Genomic DNA, 14,858 nt, shown 5'->3' with positions numbered 1-14,858 from the left:
GTGAACCATGCTCGACGATAAAGATCGCATTTTTACCAATATCTACGGCATCCATGACAAGTCGCTCAAGGGCGCCATGGGCCGTGGCCACTGGGATGGCACCAAGCAGATCCTGGAAAAGGGCCGTGACTGGATCATCAACGAAATGAAGGCTTCCGGCCTTCGTGGACGTGGTGGTGCCGGCTTCCCAACAGGTCTGAAGTGGTCCTTCATGCCGAAGGAAAGCGACGGCCGCCCGCATTATCTCGTCGTCAACGCCGACGAATCGGAGCCCGGTACCTGCAAGGACCGCGACATCATGCGCCACGATCCGCATACGCTGATCGAAGGCTGCGTGATCGCGAGCTTCGCCATGGGCGCACATGTTGCCTATATTTACGTGCGCGGCGAATACGTCCGCGAACGCGAAGCGCTGCAGGCTGCGATCGACGAATGCTATGACGCCGGTCTTCTCGGCATCAACAACAAGCTCGGCTGGGACATGGAGATCTATGTCCATCACGGCGCCGGTGCCTATATCTGCGGCGAGGAAACAGCACTTCTCGAAAGCCTCGAAGGCAAGAAGGGCCAGCCGCGCCTGAAGCCTCCGTTCCCGGCCAATATGGGCCTCTACGGCTGCCCGACGACGGTCAACAATGTCGAATCGATCGCCGTTGCCCCGACCATCCTGCGCCGTGGTGCGTCCTGGTTCTCGGCTATCGGCCGTCCGAACAATGTCGGCACCAAGCTGTTTATGGTTTCCGGTCACGTCAACAAGCCGTGCACCTTCGAAGACGCGATGGGCACACCGTTCCGCGAGATGATCGAGCGCCATTGCGGTGGTATCCGCGGCGGCTGGGATAATCTTCTGGCCGTCATCCCTGGCGGTTCGTCCTGTCCGGTGGTCAAGGCCGAGGACATCATTGACGCACCGATGGACTTTGACGGCATGCGCGACGTCAAGTCGTCGTTCGGTACCGCCGCCATCATCGTCATGGATCGCTCCACCGACATCATCAAGGCCATCTGGCGCCTCGCTGCTTTCTACAAGCATGAGAGCTGCGGCCAGTGCACGCCGTGCCGTGAAGGCACCGGCTGGATGATGCGCGTCATGGAGCGCATGGTTCAGGGACGCGCCCAGAAGCGCGAAATCGACATGCTGTTCGATGTCACCAAGCAGGTCGAAGGCCACACCATCTGCGCGCTCGGCGACGCGGCCGCATGGCCGATCCAGGGCCTGATCCGCAACTTCCGTCCAGAGATGGAAGCACGCATCGACGAATACACCCGCAATTCATCATCGCATGGCGCGGTGCTGGCCGCGGCGGAGTAAACGATATGGCTCGGCCGGAAAACGAAACGGGGAAGGGGACACAGGCAGGATCTGCCGGAACCTCGACCGGTTCTCCGGCCAGCAACGATCCGTTCGGCATGGCCGAATGGTTGAAGGACATGCCAAAGGTAGAGCTGTATCCGCTGATGCAGCATCCGGCGGCAGCAATGGCAGCAGTGACGGCGATCGGTTTTGGTATGACCAGCCAGATCGCCGGCTTCATGCTCGGTGCGATGCAGGGGCTGGCCGATACGGCGCAGAAGACCGGCGTCGTGGCGGATGAAGAGCCGGCGGTAAAGGCAGTTGAACCGGTAGAGAAGCCGGTTGTTGTGGCGAAGGCCGCACCAGGGGCGAAGGCGCTCGCCAAGGCTCCGGGCAAGGCTCGGCCGATAAAGGCAAGGCCGGTTGCGAACGAACCGGTTTCGGTTGTTCCGGCGAAGGCTGAAAAGCCGAAGCTGCACAAAACCGTCCGCGTTGTTGAAACGCAGGCGGACGACTTGAAGCGGATTTCGGGCATCGGCCCGAAGCTGGAGCAGGTTTTGAATGGAATGGGCGTGCGGCGTTATGCCGATGTCGCTTTATGGAGCGATAAGGACGTGCAGCGTATCGACGACCAGCTGGGTTTTGGTGGTCGCATCGCGCGGGACGGCTGGGTCGCCCAGGCAAAGGCCCTGATGAAGGGCTGAGATTGAGTTTCGAGCGAGGCCCGGTGGTTTTCGTTCAACAGGTTAGCGTGCCTTTATAATATCTGTTCGCCGCTTTGGCTGGCGAATGAACGACAGGATTGAGTGCGAAGATGGCAAAGCTGAAAGTCGACGGAAAAGAGATCGAGGTCCCGGATCATTTCACGCTGCTGCAGGCGTGCGAAGAGGCCGGCGCTGAGGTTCCGCGCTTCTGTTTCCATGAGCGGCTGTCGGTCGCCGGAAACTGCCGCATGTGTCTGATCGAGGTGAAAGGAGGGCCGCCGAAACCGGCAGCCTCCTGCGCCATGGGTGTGCGCGACCTGCGTCCCGGCCCGAACGGCGAAGCACCGGAAGTCTTCACGACCACGCCAATGGTCAAAAAGGCCCGCGAAGGCGTGATGGAGTTCCTGCTGATCAACCATCCGCTCGACTGCCCGATTTGTGACCAGGGCGGCGAATGCGACCTGCAGGACCAGGCGATGGCCTTCGGCGTCGATTCGACCCGCTACACCGAAAACAAGCGGGCTGTCGAAGACAAGTATATCGGCCCGCTGGTCAGCACGGTGATGAACCGCTGCATTCACTGCACGCGTTGCGTCCGCTTCACCACTGAAGTCGCCGGTATTGCCGAACTCGGCCTGATTGGCCGCGGCGAAGATGCCGAGATCACCACCTATCTCGAGCAGGCGATGACGTCGGAGCTTCAGGGCAATGTGGTCGATCTCTGCCCGGTCGGCGCTCTGACGTCCAAGCCCTACGCTTTCAACGCCCGCCCGTGGGAACTCGGTAAGACCGAATCGATCGACGTCATGGACGCCGTCGGCTCGGCAATCCGCGTCGATACTCGTGGCCGCGAAGTCATGCGCGTCATGCCGCGCGTCAATGAAGAGATCAACGAAGAGTGGATCTCCGACAAGACCCGCTTCATCTGGGATGGCCTGAAGACGCAGCGTCTCGACCGCCCCTATGTGAAGAAGGACGGACGCCTGCAGCCCGCCAGCTGGAACGAGGCTTTTGCGGCAATTAAGGGCGCTGTTGCCAAGACCAGCGGCGACAAGATCGGCGCTATCGCGGGCGATCTGGCTTCCGTCGAGGAAATGTACGCGCTGAAGGCACTGATCTCCTCGCTGGGTTCGACGAATATCGACTGCCGTCAGGATGGCGCAGCGCTCGATCCTTCGTTCGGCCGTGCAAGCTACCTCTTCAACCCGACGATCCAGGGTATCGAAAACGCCGATGCGCTTTTGATCATCGGTTCGAACCCGCGCTTTGAAGCGTCAGTTCTCAACGCCCGTATCCGCAAGCGGTTCCGGATGGCCAATTTCCCGATCGGTGTGATCGGCGAACAGGCTGAGCTGCGCTACTCTTATGAGTATCTCGGTGCAGGCACGGATTCGCTGGCCGAACTGGTCAGCGGTAAAGGCAAGTTCCTCAGTGTCTTGAAAAAGGCAGAGCGCCCGATGATCATCATCGGCCAAGGCGCGATCTCCGGCGGCAACGGCGCTTCGGTTCTGGCCGCCGCTGCCAAGCTCGCTGGTGCCGTTGGCGCAGTGACCGCAGACTGGAACGGTTTTGCCGTTCTCCACACAGCAGCGTCGCGCGTCGGTGGTCTCGATCTCGGCTTCGTGCCGGGTGAGGGGGGCAAGACTGCCGCGGAGATGTTGACTGGAACCGACGTTCTGTTCCTGCTCGGCGCCGACGAGATGGATTTCTCCGGCAAGACCGCTGGCTTCACCGTCTATATCGGTTCACATGGCGACGAAGGTGCGCATGGCGCCGACGTTGTGCTGCCGGGCGCGACCTATACCGAAAAGTCCGGTATCTGGGTCAACACCGAAGGCCGTGTCCAGATGGGCAACCGTGCAGGCTTTGCACCGGGCGACGCCCGCGAGGACTGGGCGATCATTCGCGCGCTTTCTGACGTGCTTGGCAAGAAGCTGCCGTTTGATTCGCTTGCAGAATTGCGCGGCAAGCTCTACGCGGCGCATCCGCATTTCGCTGCGATCGACATGATTGCAACGAGCGCAAGCGGTGAAATTGCCGCACTTGCACAAAAAGCCGGTGAGATGGGCAAATCGGTGTTTGCGTCTCCGGTCAAAGACTTCTATTTGACGAACCCGATAGCACGCGCATCTGCCGTCATGGCCGAATGTTCGGCTTTGGCACGCAACAATTTCAAAGCTGCGGCGGAATGAGCGCGAAGGAATAAGACGAAAATGGACGCTTTCATTTCGACCTATGTCTGGCCAACGGCCATCATGATCGGCCAGTCGCTGCTGCTACTGGTCGCGCTTCTGATCTTCATCGCCTACATTCTGCTGGCTGACCGCAAGATCTGGGCCGCGGTGCAGATGCGCCGTGGACCGAATGTGGTAGGCCCGTGGGGACTTTTCCAGTCCTTCGCCGACCTTTTGAAGTTCGTCTTCAAGGAACCGGTCATTCCAGCCGGCTCGAACAAAATTTTGTTCCTGCTAGCGCCGCTGGTTTCCGTGACGCTGGCCTTGGCAGCATGGGCGGTTATCCCGCTCAACGACAACTGGGTCATGGCCAATATCAATGTCGGCATTCTCTATGTTTTCGCCATTTCCTCGCTAGAGGTTTACGGCGTCATCATCGGCGGCTGGGCATCGAACTCCAAGTATCCGTTCCTCTCGGCGCTGCGTTCGGCGGCCCAGATGGTCTCCTACGAAGTCTCGATCGGCTTCGTCATCGTCACCGTGCTGCTCTGCGCCGGTTCGCTCAATCTGACGGATATTGTCGATTCACAGCGCGATGGTCTCGGAACGATGATGGGCCTGCCAGGATCCTTCCTGGATTGGTACTGGCTGCCGCTGTTCCCGATGTTCATCATCTTCTTCATCTCGGCGCTCGCTGAAACCAACCGTCCGCCCTTCGACCTCGTGGAAGCGGAATCGGAACTGGTCGCCGGCTTCATGGTCGAATATGGCTCGACCCCGTACATGATGTTCATGCTCGGCGAATACGCAGCCATCTGCCTGATGTGTGCGCTGACGACGATCCTGTTCCTCGGTGGCTGGCTGCCTCCGGTCGATGTATGGTTCCTCAATTGGGTTCCGGGCATCATCTGGTTCATCCTGAAGTCCTCGATGGTGTTCTTCATGTTCGCCATGGTGAAGGCCTTCGTACCTCGCTATCGCTACGACCAGCTGATGCGCCTCGGCTGGAAGGTCTTCCTTCCGCTGTCGCTCGCCATGGTCTTTATTGTTGCAGTCACGTTGAAACTGGTGGTGTGGGCCTGATGTCCGATCACCGTTTCGCAAAATCAGCCGGCGCCTCCCAGGCCGGCACGTTTGGAGGTTGATGATGGCAAGTCTGTCGCAAGCCGTCAGTTCGCTGTTCCTCAAGGAATTCGTCAACGCGTTTTTCCTGTCGATGCGCTATTTCTTCGCACCGAAGTCGACGCTGAACTATCCGTTTGAAAAGGGGCCGGTCAGCCCTCGCTTCCGTGGTGAACACGCTCTGCGCCGTTATCCGAATGGCGAAGAACGCTGCATCGCCTGCAAGCTGTGCGAAGCGATCTGTCCTGCCCAGGCGATTACCATCGAAGCTGGCCCGCGCCGCAACGATGGCACGCGCCGTACGGTCCGTTACGACATCGACATGGTGAAGTGCATCTATTGCGGTTTCTGCCAGGAAGCCTGTCCGGTAGACGCGATCGTGGAAGGCCCGAACTTCGAGTTCGCCACCGAGACGCGCGAAGAGCTCTACTACGACAAGGACCGGCTGCTTTCCAACGGCGACCGTTGGGAACGCGAAATTGCCCGCAACATCGCAATAGACTCGCCTTACCGGTAAGACTTTGCATGGGGACTGCGTCTGCCATTTGCGGCAGGCGTTACACTGATCTTGGGCGTGGCCGGCATGACCGGTGCGCCAGTGGGAAGGATGGCTCTTGGCCATGCCTGCCCGGGGAAGACGAAAAAGGCACCGATCATGGGTCTGCAGGCTCTTTTTTTCTATCTTTTTTCATTCGTCGCGGTTGCGTCGGCGTTCATGGTGATTTCTGCGCGGAACCCCGTTTATTCCGTGCTGTTTCTGATCCTGACGTTCTTCAACGCGGCTGGCCTGTTTCTTCTGACGGGCGCCGAGTTCCTGGCGATGATCCTGCTGGTCGTTTATATCGGCGCGGTTGCGGTTCTCTTCCTCTTCGTGGTGATGATGCTCGACATCGACTTCACGCAGCTGAGATCGGGCGTGCTTGACTATGCGCCGGTCGGCGCGCTGATCGGCCTGGTACTTGCCGCTGAATTGATCATCGTGGTCGGTGGCAGCTCGTTCTCGCCGGAAATTGCCAAGTCGATCTCGATGCCGATCCCGGCGATCACGGATCGGACCAACACGGCAGCGCTCGGCGACGTGCTCTATACGCACTACGTCTACTTCTTCCAGATTGCCGGCCTGGTTCTGTTGGTCGCCATGATCGGCGCCATCGTTCTGACGTTGCGCCATCGCGACAACATCAAGCGCCAGGATATTCCCACACAGGTTGCCCGTTCGCCCAAGACCGCTGTTGAAGTGGTCAAGGTGAAGTCGGGGCAGGGCCTTTAAGACGGACGCGAGGTCAAGGAACACATCATGGAAATCGGTATTTCCCACTATCTGACCGTCAGCGCCATCCTGTTCATACTGGGCGTCTTCGGCATCTTCCTCAACCGGAAGAACGTCATCATCATCCTGATGTCGGTGGAACTCATTCTGCTGGCGGTCAACATCAACATGGTCGCGTTCTCGCACTTCCTGAACGACATCACCGGCCAGGTGTTCGCCCTGTTCATTCTGACCGTTGCGGCTGCGGAAGCTGCCATCGGTCTTGCAATTCTCGTCGTCTTCTACCGTAACCGCGGCTCCATCGCCGTGGAAGACGTCAACATGATGAAGGGCTGAGCGGCCAATGAATACGATTATTCAAGCCATCGTCTTCCTGCCGCTGATCGGCTTCCTGATCGCGGGCCTGTTCGGCACCTCGATCGGTGCCAAGGCTTCGGAATACGTCACAACCGGATTCATGATTATTGTCGCGGTCCTGTCCTGGGTCGTTTTCTTCCACGTCGCGCTTGGCGAGACGGAGCTGATCAAGGTTACCGTGATGCGCTGGATCCAGTCCGGCAGCTTCGATGCCGAATGGGCCTTCCGGGTCGATACGCTGACAGCCGTCATGTTCGTCGTCGTCAACACGGTGTCCTGCCTGGTTCACCTGTATTCGATCGGCTACATGCACCACGATCCGCATCGGCCGCGCTTCTTTGCCTATCTGTCGCTGTTCACCTTCGCCATGCTGATGCTGGTGACGTCGGACAACCTGTTGCAGATGTTCTTCGGCTGGGAAGGCGTGGGTCTCGCGTCCTATCTGCTGATCGGCTTCTGGTACAAGAAGCCATCGGCATCGGCTGCGGCAATGAAGGCGTTCATCGTCAACCGCGTCGGTGACTTTGGCTTTGCGCTCGGCATCTTCGGCGTCTTCGTCCTGTTCGGCTCGATCAGCTTCGAAACCATCTTTGCCGCTGCTGCCAGCTATCTGCCCGCCGAAGGCGCGGTCGAAGGTGGCGAAGTCGTCATCAACTTGTTCGGCATGCATCTCGACAAGGCCCATGCGATCACCGGCGTCTGCTTGCTGTTGTTCATGGGCGCTATGGGCAAGTCGGCGCAGTTCCTGCTGCACACCTGGCTGCCGGACGCCATGGAAGGCCCGACGCCTGTGTCGGCGCTGATCCACGCCGCGACCATGGTCACTGCCGGTGTCTTCCTCGTCGCCCGCATGTCGCCGCTGTTCGAACTGTCCCATACGGCTCTGATGGTCGTCACCGTCATCGGCGCGATCACCGCATTTTTCGCGGCGACCGTCGGTCTCGTCCAGAACGATATCAAGCGCGTTATCGCCTATTCGACCTGTTCGCAGCTCGGCTACATGTTCGTGGCGCTCGGAACAGGCGCCTATGGCGCTGCTATCTTCCACCTGTTCACGCACGCCTTCTTCAAGGCACTGCTGTTCCTATGCGCCGGCTCGGTCATCCATGCCGTCGATGGTGAGCAGGACATGCGCCACATGGGCGGCCTGCGTCCGCACATCAAGGTGACCTTCACCATGATGCTGATCGGCACCTTGGCGATCACCGGCGTCGGGATTCCGTTCACGTCGTTTGGTTTTGCTGGCTTCTTCTCCAAGGACGTGATCATCGAGGCGGCCTACGCATCGCATTCCTCGGTTGGCGGCTTCGCCTTCACGCTTCTGGTCATTGCGGCGCTGTTCACGAGTTTCTACTCGTGGCGCCTGATGTTCCTGACCTTCTTCGGCAAGCCGCGTGCGTCCCACGAGGTCATGCACCACGTGCACGAATCGCCGCAAGTCATGCTGGTCCCGCTCTACATCCTGGCTTTCGGTGCAGTGGTTGCCGGTTTCCTCGGTGAGGGATACTTCTACGGCCATGAATATACTGAGTTCTGGCAGGGCGCATTGTTCACGCTGCCGGGCAACGAGCTTGTCGATGAATTCCATCACGTTCCGGCATGGGTCGCACTCAGCCCGTTCATTGCCATGATCCTTGGTTTCGTCACCGCTTGGTACATGTATATCCGCTCGCCGGAGACACCGAAGTACCTGGCCGAGCAGCACCGCGGTCTCTACCAGTTCCTGCTCAACAAGTGGTATTTCGACGAACTTTACGACTTCCTGTTCGTGCGTCCGGCCAAACGGCTTGGTACTTTCCTCTGGAAGGAAGGTGATGGCCGCGTCATCGACGGCTATGGCCCGAACGGCATTGCCGCTCGCGTCATGGACGTGACTGACCGTGTCGTTCGTCTGCAGACCGGTTACCTCTATCACTACGCATTCGTGATGCTCATTGGCATTGCGGCGCTCGTTACCTGGATGATGCTCGGGAGCTCCTTCTGATGACCGATTGGCCCATTCTCTCCGCGGTCACCTTCCTGCCGCTGGTCGGTGTTGCTCTTCTGCTTTTGACGCGTGAAGACAGCGCCTCCGGCCGCCGCAATATCCTGAACATCTCGCTGCTGACGACGATTGTTACTTTCCTGGTATCCTGCTGGATCTGGTGGAGCTTCGATCAGTCGAACCCAGGCTTCCAGATGGTCGAGAAGCATGCCTGGCTTGGTACCGGCATTTCCTATCATCTCGGCATCGACGGCATTTCCATGCTGTTCGTCGTGCTGTCGGCTTTCCTGATGCCGTTCTGCGTCGTGGCCAGCTGGGTCTCCGTCGAAAAGCGCCTGAAGCAGTACATGATCGCCTTCCTTCTGTTGGAAGTGTTCATGATCGGCGTCTTCGTGTCGCTCGATATCGTGCTGTTCTATGTGTTCTTCGAAGCTGGCCTGATCCCGATGTTCATCATCATCGGTGTCTGGGGTGGCAAGGAACGCGTCTACGCAGCCTACAAGTTCTTCCTCTACACGCTGCTCGGCTCGGTGCTGATGCTGCTCGCCATCATGGCGATGTACTGGCAGGCCGGCACGACCGATATCGCTGAATTGCTTGCCTACCAGTTCCCGGCCCAGATGCAGACATGGCTATGGCTCGCCTTCTTCGCCTCGTTCGCGGTGAAGATGCCGATGTGGCCGGTCCATACATGGCTTCCCGACGCGCACGTTCAGGCGCCGACGGCGGGCTCGGTCATTCTGGCTGGGGTTCTCCTGAAGCTCGGCGGCTACGGCTTCCTGCGCTTCTCGCTGCCGATGTTCCCGCTGGCGTCTGAATATTTCGCACCTTTCGTCTTCACGCTTTCAGTCGTCGCGATCATCTACACCTCGCTGGTGGCGATGATGCAGTCGGACATCAAGAAGCTGATTGCCTATTCGTCGGTCGCCCACATGGGCTACGTGACCATGGGTATCTTTGCCGCCAATACGCAGGGCGTGCAGGGTGCGATCTTCCAGATGCTGTCGCACGGCCTCGTGTCCGGCGCACTCTTCCTTTGTGTCGGCGTGGTCTACGACCGTACCCACACACGTGAGATCAGTGCCTATGGCGGCCTCGTCAACAACATGCCGAAATACGCGGTAGCCTTCATGATCTTCACCATGGCCAATGTCGGCCTTCCGGGCACGTCCGGCTTCGTCGGTGAAATCACCGTGCTGGTCGGCGCCTTCCGGGCCAACACCTGGGTTGCGTTCTTCGCCACCACCGGCGTTATCCTGTCGGCGTGTTATGCTCTGTGGCTCTACCGCCGGGTAATCTTCGGCACACTCGACAAGGACAGCCTGAAATCGCTGCTGGATCTCTCCGGCCGTGAAAAGGCGCTGCTCTATCCGCTGATCGTGCTGACCATCTTCTTCGGGGTCTATCCGGCTCCGGTATTCGATGCGACGGCAGCCTCGGTGGACGTGCTTATCAACAACTACACTGCGGCCGTGCAGGCAGCGCAAAATGTTGCGCTTTCGGCGAAATGACGACAGGACGGGATTGAAATGACGACTGAAACATTCCTTCTGAGCCTGCACCTGTCGATGCCCGAGCTGATCCTTGCGGTTGGCGCCATGGTGTTGTTGATGATCGGCGTCTTTTCCGGCGAGAAATCGTCCGGTCTGGTGACGTGGCTTGCCGTTGGCCTGCTCGCCGTTTCCGGCGTCTGGCTGGTCTGGCAGACCGGCGACGGTCAGGCCTATAACGGCGCTTTCCTCTCCGATCCGTTCGGCAAGTTCATGAAGGTTCTGACGCTGTTCGGCTCCATCGTGGCGCTGATCATGGCGGCGGGCGAGGCGCGTTCGAGCGGTATCGACCGGTTCGAATTCCCGGTTCTGATCGTTCTGGCCACGCTTGGCATGCTGCTGATGATTTCCGCCAACGACCTGATCTCGGTCTATCTGGCACTCGAACTGCAGTCGCTGGCACTCTACGTCGTCGCTGCGATGAACCGCGACAATCTGCGGTCGACAGAAGCGGGTCTTAAATATTTCGTCCTCGGCGCCCTGTCCTCCGGCATGCTGCTCTATGGCATGTCTCTGGTCTACGGTTTCACCGGGCATACCGGTTTTGAAGGCATCGCGGCCGCCCTGTCGGCAGAGGGCCGTTCGCTCGGCCTGGTCTTCGGTCTGGTCTTCATTCTTGCGGGCGTCGCCTTCAAGATTTCGGCGGTTCCGTTCCATATGTGGACGCCGGACGTTTACGAGGGCGCACCGACCCCGGTGACGGCATTCTTCGCAGCCGCTCCGAAGGTTGCTGCGATGGCGATGTTGATCCGGCTGGTGATCATGCCGTTCGAGCCGATCGTTACCGACTGGCAGCAGATCATCGTCTTCATCTCGATTGCCTCAATGCTGCTCGGCTCGTTTGCGGCTATCGGCCAGAAGAACATCAAGCGGCTGATGGCCTATTCGTCGATCGGCCACATGGGCTATGCGCTCGTCGGTCTGTCCAGCGGTTCGATGGCCGGTGTGCGCGGCGTATTGATCTATATGCTGGTCTATGTGGTCATGACGCTTGGCACCTTTGCCTGCATCATGGCGATGAAGCGCAAAGACGGTAATCACGTCGAAAGCGTCGACGATCTCGCTGGCCTGTCGCAGACCAATCCGCTGATGGCGTCGGTCCTGACGGTGATGATGTTCTCGCTGGCTGGTATCCCGCCACTGGCAGGCTTCTTTGCCAAGTATTTCGTGTTCATGGCGGCAATCGAAGCGCATCTTTATGCCTTGGCAATCATCGGCGTTCTCGCCTCCGTCGTCGGTGCTTACTATTATCTGCGCGTCATCAAGCTGATGTGGTTCGATGATCCGAAGGGCGAGTTTGCACGTCCGTCCGGCGTGCTGCGTCTGGTCTACGGCCTTTCCGGTCTGTTCGTTCTTGCCTATGTTCTGATCGGTGGACCGATCGGTACTGCGGCCGAAGTCGCAGCGCGGACGTTCTTTTGATAGGACAGGACCGGATCGGCAGGGTTTCGCTCGATAACTTCCGGCATACGGCGCTTGGCGATGTCGGATCGACGAATACGGAATGCCTGATCCGGGCGCGTGCGGGTGATCCGGGACTTCACTGGATCACCGCAGCGCGGCAGATGTCCGGCCGTGGCCGGCGTGGCCGCAGCTGGGCATCGGAACCGGGCAATCTCTACGCCTCGCTTTTGCTGATCGATCCGGCGCCAATGGCAAAACTGCAATCGCTGCCGCTTGCGGTCGCCGTTGCAGTCCACCGCGCGATCCAGGCGGTGATGCCGGCAGGGACCAATCCGGTCTCGATCAAATGGCCGAACGATATTCTGATTGCAGGCAAGAAGTGCTGCGGTATCCTGCTGGAAGGCGAGGGGCTGCCGGACGGGCATCATGCACTGGTGATCGGCTGCGGCATCAATGTCGCGCTGGCGCCGGATCATGGGCTCTATCCTGTGACCAGCCTGCAGGCTGAAGGTGCCGCCGTTTCACCGGACGAACTGTTTGCCCATCTGTTTCGCAGCATGGCCGACGCTTTGAACACCTGGAACCATGGCGACGGCATCGCAGAGATTATCGCACAATGGCGGTCCGCGGCAGGCGGCATAGGCCAGAAGATTACAGTCAACCTGCCGGATCGCTCGCTTTCCGGACGGTTCGAAGGCATAGATGAAGACGGCCGGCTGATGCTCGATCTCGGAGCAGGCGCGGTTCAACGCATCGCCGCAGGCGATGTATTTTTTGGATAGACCCCATTTCGGGTGACATAAGGCGCAATCAATCAATGAGCAAACAAGACGAACTCGTCTTCCTGCCGCTGGGCGGAGTGGGGGAAATCGGCATGAACCTGGCCCTTTACGGCTATGGTTCGCCCGCCCACCGCCAGTGGATCATGGTCGATTGCGGCGTAACCTTCCCGGGCCTCGATCTGCCCGGCGTTGACCTGGTGCTGCCCGATATCCGGTTCCTTGCCGAAGAGCGCAAGAACCTCAAGGGCATCATCATCACCCACGCCCATGAAGACCATTATGGCGCGCTGGCCGATCTGTGGCCGGGTCTGAACGTGCCGGTTTATGCCTCGCCATTTACGGCGGGCATGCTGGAAGCCAAACGCTCCTACGAGCGCAGCCGCGCCCAGGTGCCGATCACCATCTTCAAGGAAGGCGACCGCATCAATGTCGGGCCTTTCGAGATCGAAGCCGTCGGTGTCAACCACTCGATTCCCGAGCCGATGTCGCTGGTCATTCGCACGCCGCTGGGAAATGTCGTCCACACCGGCGACTGGAAGATCGATCACGCGCCGTCGCTCGGGCCTTTCACCGATGAAGCGCGGTTCCGTGCCGTTGGCGACGAGGGCGTGCTGGCGCTGATGTGCGACAGCACCAATGCGATGCGTGATGGTGTCTCTCCTTCGGAGGAGGAAGTTTCGACCAGCCTCACCAAGATCATTGAGAACGCCAAGGGTCGCGTGGCCATCACCACCTTTTCGTCGAATGTCGGCCGCATCCGCTCGATTGCGAAGGCATCGGCTGCTGCCGGCCGCGAAGTGCTGCTTCTGGGCAGCTCGATGAAACGCGTCTGCGACGTCGCCCGCGATGTCGGGTTGATGGAAGGGCTGAACCCGTTCATCGCCGAAGACGAATTTGGCTATATCCCGCGTGACAAGGTCGTGGTGATCTTGACCGGCAGCCAGGGCGAATCCCGCGCTGCACTCGCCAAGATCTCGCGCGACGAGATGCGGAATGTGGCGCTGACTGCTGGCGATACCGTCGTGTTTTCCTCGCGCGCCATTCCCGGCAACGAGAAGGCGATCAACGATATCAAGAACGGCCTCGTCGAGCAGGGCATTCATATCGTCACCGATAATGAAGCGCTGGTCCACGTTTCCGGCCATCCCCGCCGCAACGAGTTGCAGCAGATGTACCAGTGGACGCGCCCGCAGATGCTGGTGCCCGTGCATGGTGAAGCGGCACATCTGAGCGCGCAGGCCGAACTTGGCCTGCAATCCGGTATCAAGACCGTTCCACGGGTTCGCAACGGTGACATTCTCCGCCTTGCGCCGGGACCGGCAACCGTGATCGGCACCGCGCCACACGGCCGCATCTACAAGGACGGCAGCCTGATCGGTGATTTCGAGGAGATGGGGATCGGCGATCGCCGCAAGCTGTCCTTTGCCGGTCATGTCGCAGTCAATGTGGTTCTGGACGCACGCTACGATTTCGCTGCTGATCCGATCGTCGTTCCAATCGGCCTGCCGGAGTTCGACGACGAAGGCGAAGACATGAACGACACGCTTTATGATGCGGTCCTGGGTGCTGTCGAAAGCATCCCGCGCGGCAAGCGCAAGGATATCGCCATGGTGACGGAAGCCGTCCGCCGGGCTATCCGCGGCACGGCCAATGACGTCTGGGGTAAGAAGCCGGTCGTTACCGTCTTCATCAACAAGCTCTGATAGCCGGGATCAGCTCCAATGCTTGGACGTGTCAACCATATCGCTCTTGCCGTTCCGGATCTTGCCGAAGCGGCGGAGCGGTACCGGTCGGTGCTCGGGGCGTCGGTGACCGAGCCGGAAACATTGCCGGAACACGGCGTCAACGTCGTGTTCGTAACGCTTGCGAATACCAAGGTCGAACTGCTGGAGCCGATCGGCGCTGAATCGCCGATCGCGGCGTTCCTTGCGAAAAACCCCGCGGGCGGTATGCACCATATCTGCTACGAGGTTGACGATATCCTGGCTGCGCGCGATAGCCTTGTTGCCGCCGGGGGCAGGGTGCTTGGGGATGGCAATCCGAAGATCGGCGCCCACGGCAAGCCCGTGCTGTTTCTTCATCCGAAGGATTTCTTCGGCACGTTGATCGAACTCGAACAGGTGTGACAGAAGACCGCGCGCCGGTATTTATCGGGCGCAGTATTTGTCGGGCAGATGCGAAAGCGCTATAACGTCGCTCCAGCGCGCAATGCCAAGA

General features: G+C 59.5%; 13 protein-coding genes. All 13 read left to right on the top strand.

Annotated elements, in window-relative coordinates:
• Positions 1-7: 7 nt before the first annotated feature.
• Positions 8-1,312: an NADH-quinone oxidoreductase subunit NuoF gene (nuoF, locus tag R6X40_RS27130; protein ID WP_318417779.1), complete on the top strand. Its 1,305-nt coding sequence runs from the start codon at positions 8-10 to the stop codon at positions 1,310-1,312.
• Between the two features lie 5 nt (positions 1,313-1,317).
• Positions 1,318-1,998, top strand: a complete 681-nt coding sequence (locus R6X40_RS27125) for a hypothetical protein (RefSeq protein ID WP_318417777.1) — start codon at positions 1,318-1,320, stop codon at positions 1,996-1,998.
• Between the two features lie 110 nt (positions 1,999-2,108).
• Positions 2,109-4,190 carry an NADH-quinone oxidoreductase subunit NuoG gene (gene nuoG / locus R6X40_RS27120; RefSeq protein ID WP_318417776.1) on the top strand — a complete coding sequence of 694 codons (2,082 nt, stop codon included), beginning with the start codon at positions 2,109-2,111 and terminating at the stop codon, positions 4,188-4,190.
• 21 nt (positions 4,191-4,211) lie between these two features.
• Positions 4,212-5,255 (top strand): NADH-quinone oxidoreductase subunit NuoH, encoded by a 1,044-nt coding sequence (nuoH, locus tag R6X40_RS27115; protein ID WP_318417774.1) that lies wholly within the window; start codon positions 4,212-4,214, stop codon positions 5,253-5,255.
• 64 nt (positions 5,256-5,319) lie between these two features.
• On the top strand, positions 5,320-5,811 hold the full coding sequence (gene nuoI / locus R6X40_RS27110) for an NADH-quinone oxidoreductase subunit NuoI (protein WP_037107770.1): 492 nt from the start codon (positions 5,320-5,322) through the stop codon (positions 5,809-5,811).
• A gap of 138 nt (positions 5,812-5,949) precedes the next feature.
• The gene (locus R6X40_RS27105; RefSeq protein ID WP_318417942.1) at positions 5,950-6,564 is read left to right on the top strand and encodes an NADH-quinone oxidoreductase subunit J; all 615 of its coding nucleotides are present in this window, start codon (positions 5,950-5,952) and stop codon (positions 6,562-6,564) included.
• Positions 6,565-6,591: 27 nt separating this feature from the next.
• Positions 6,592-6,900: an NADH-quinone oxidoreductase subunit NuoK gene (gene nuoK, locus R6X40_RS27100; RefSeq protein WP_318417772.1), complete on the top strand. Its 309-nt coding sequence runs from the start codon at positions 6,592-6,594 to the stop codon at positions 6,898-6,900.
• Positions 6,901-6,907: 7 nt separating this feature from the next.
• Positions 6,908-8,905, top strand: coding sequence for an NADH-quinone oxidoreductase subunit L (gene nuoL, locus R6X40_RS27095; RefSeq protein WP_318417770.1), 1,998 nt, complete (start codon positions 6,908-6,910; stop codon positions 8,903-8,905).
• A complete protein-coding gene (locus R6X40_RS27090) occupies positions 8,905-10,416 on the top strand; it encodes an NADH-quinone oxidoreductase subunit M (protein WP_318417769.1) in 1,512 nt (503 codons plus the stop codon). The genes nuoL and R6X40_RS27090 overlap by 1 nt, the downstream gene beginning before the upstream one ends.
• 18 nt (positions 10,417-10,434) lie before the next feature.
• The gene (gene nuoN, locus R6X40_RS27085; protein WP_318417768.1) at positions 10,435-11,877 is read left to right on the top strand and encodes an NADH-quinone oxidoreductase subunit NuoN; all 1,443 of its coding nucleotides are present in this window, start codon (positions 10,435-10,437) and stop codon (positions 11,875-11,877) included.
• Positions 11,877-12,641 carry a biotin--[acetyl-CoA-carboxylase] ligase gene (locus R6X40_RS27080; protein WP_318417941.1) on the top strand — a complete coding sequence of 255 codons (765 nt, stop codon included), beginning with the start codon at positions 11,877-11,879 and terminating at the stop codon, positions 12,639-12,641. Before nuoN ends, R6X40_RS27080 begins: the two co-directional genes overlap by 1 nt.
• A 35-nt stretch (positions 12,642-12,676) precedes the next feature.
• Positions 12,677-14,344: a ribonuclease J gene (locus R6X40_RS27075; protein WP_318417766.1), complete on the top strand. Its 1,668-nt coding sequence runs from the start codon at positions 12,677-12,679 to the stop codon at positions 14,342-14,344.
• Positions 14,345-14,362: 18 nt separating this feature from the next.
• Positions 14,363-14,767 (top strand): methylmalonyl-CoA epimerase, encoded by a 405-nt coding sequence (gene mce, locus R6X40_RS27070; RefSeq protein ID WP_318417765.1) that lies wholly within the window; start codon positions 14,363-14,365, stop codon positions 14,765-14,767.
• The last annotated feature ends 91 nt before the right edge of the window (positions 14,768-14,858 follow it).

The sequence above is a fragment of the Rhizobium sp. PL01 genome, from assembly GCF_033447125.1.
Classification (GTDB): Bacteria; Pseudomonadota; Alphaproteobacteria; order Rhizobiales; family Rhizobiaceae; genus Pararhizobium.
Note: the sequence above shows the minus strand (reverse complement) of the source record. Positions and strands in the feature narration are given on the sequence as shown.

What these genes read in the sequence shown, in the direction of transcription:
- nuoH (WP_318417774.1), top strand. Translation starts at nt 4,212, where the DNA reads ATGGACGCTTTCATTTCGACCTATGTCTGGCCAACGGCCATCATGATC.
- R6X40_RS27075 (WP_318417766.1), top strand. Translation starts at nt 12,677, where the DNA reads ATGAGCAAACAAGACGAACTCGTCTTCCTGCCGCTGGGCGGAGTGGGG.
- mce (WP_318417765.1), top strand. Translation starts at nt 14,363, where the DNA reads ATGCTTGGACGTGTCAACCATATCGCTCTTGCCGTTCCGGATCTTGCC.
- nuoL (WP_318417770.1), top strand. Translation starts at nt 6,908, where the DNA reads ATGAATACGATTATTCAAGCCATCGTCTTCCTGCCGCTGATCGGCTTC.
- R6X40_RS27090 (WP_318417769.1), top strand. Translation starts at nt 8,905, where the DNA reads ATGACCGATTGGCCCATTCTCTCCGCGGTCACCTTCCTGCCGCTGGTC.
- nuoK (WP_318417772.1), top strand. Translation starts at nt 6,592, where the DNA reads ATGGAAATCGGTATTTCCCACTATCTGACCGTCAGCGCCATCCTGTTC.
- R6X40_RS27125 (WP_318417777.1), top strand. Translation starts at nt 1,318, where the DNA reads ATGGCTCGGCCGGAAAACGAAACGGGGAAGGGGACACAGGCAGGATCT.
- nuoG (WP_318417776.1), top strand. Translation starts at nt 2,109, where the DNA reads ATGGCAAAGCTGAAAGTCGACGGAAAAGAGATCGAGGTCCCGGATCAT.
- R6X40_RS27105 (WP_318417942.1), top strand. Translation starts at nt 5,950, where the DNA reads ATGGGTCTGCAGGCTCTTTTTTTCTATCTTTTTTCATTCGTCGCGGTT.
- nuoN (WP_318417768.1), top strand. Translation starts at nt 10,435, where the DNA reads ATGACGACTGAAACATTCCTTCTGAGCCTGCACCTGTCGATGCCCGAG.
- nuoI (WP_037107770.1), top strand. Translation starts at nt 5,320, where the DNA reads ATGGCAAGTCTGTCGCAAGCCGTCAGTTCGCTGTTCCTCAAGGAATTC.
- nuoF (WP_318417779.1), top strand. Translation starts at nt 8, where the DNA reads ATGCTCGACGATAAAGATCGCATTTTTACCAATATCTACGGCATCCAT.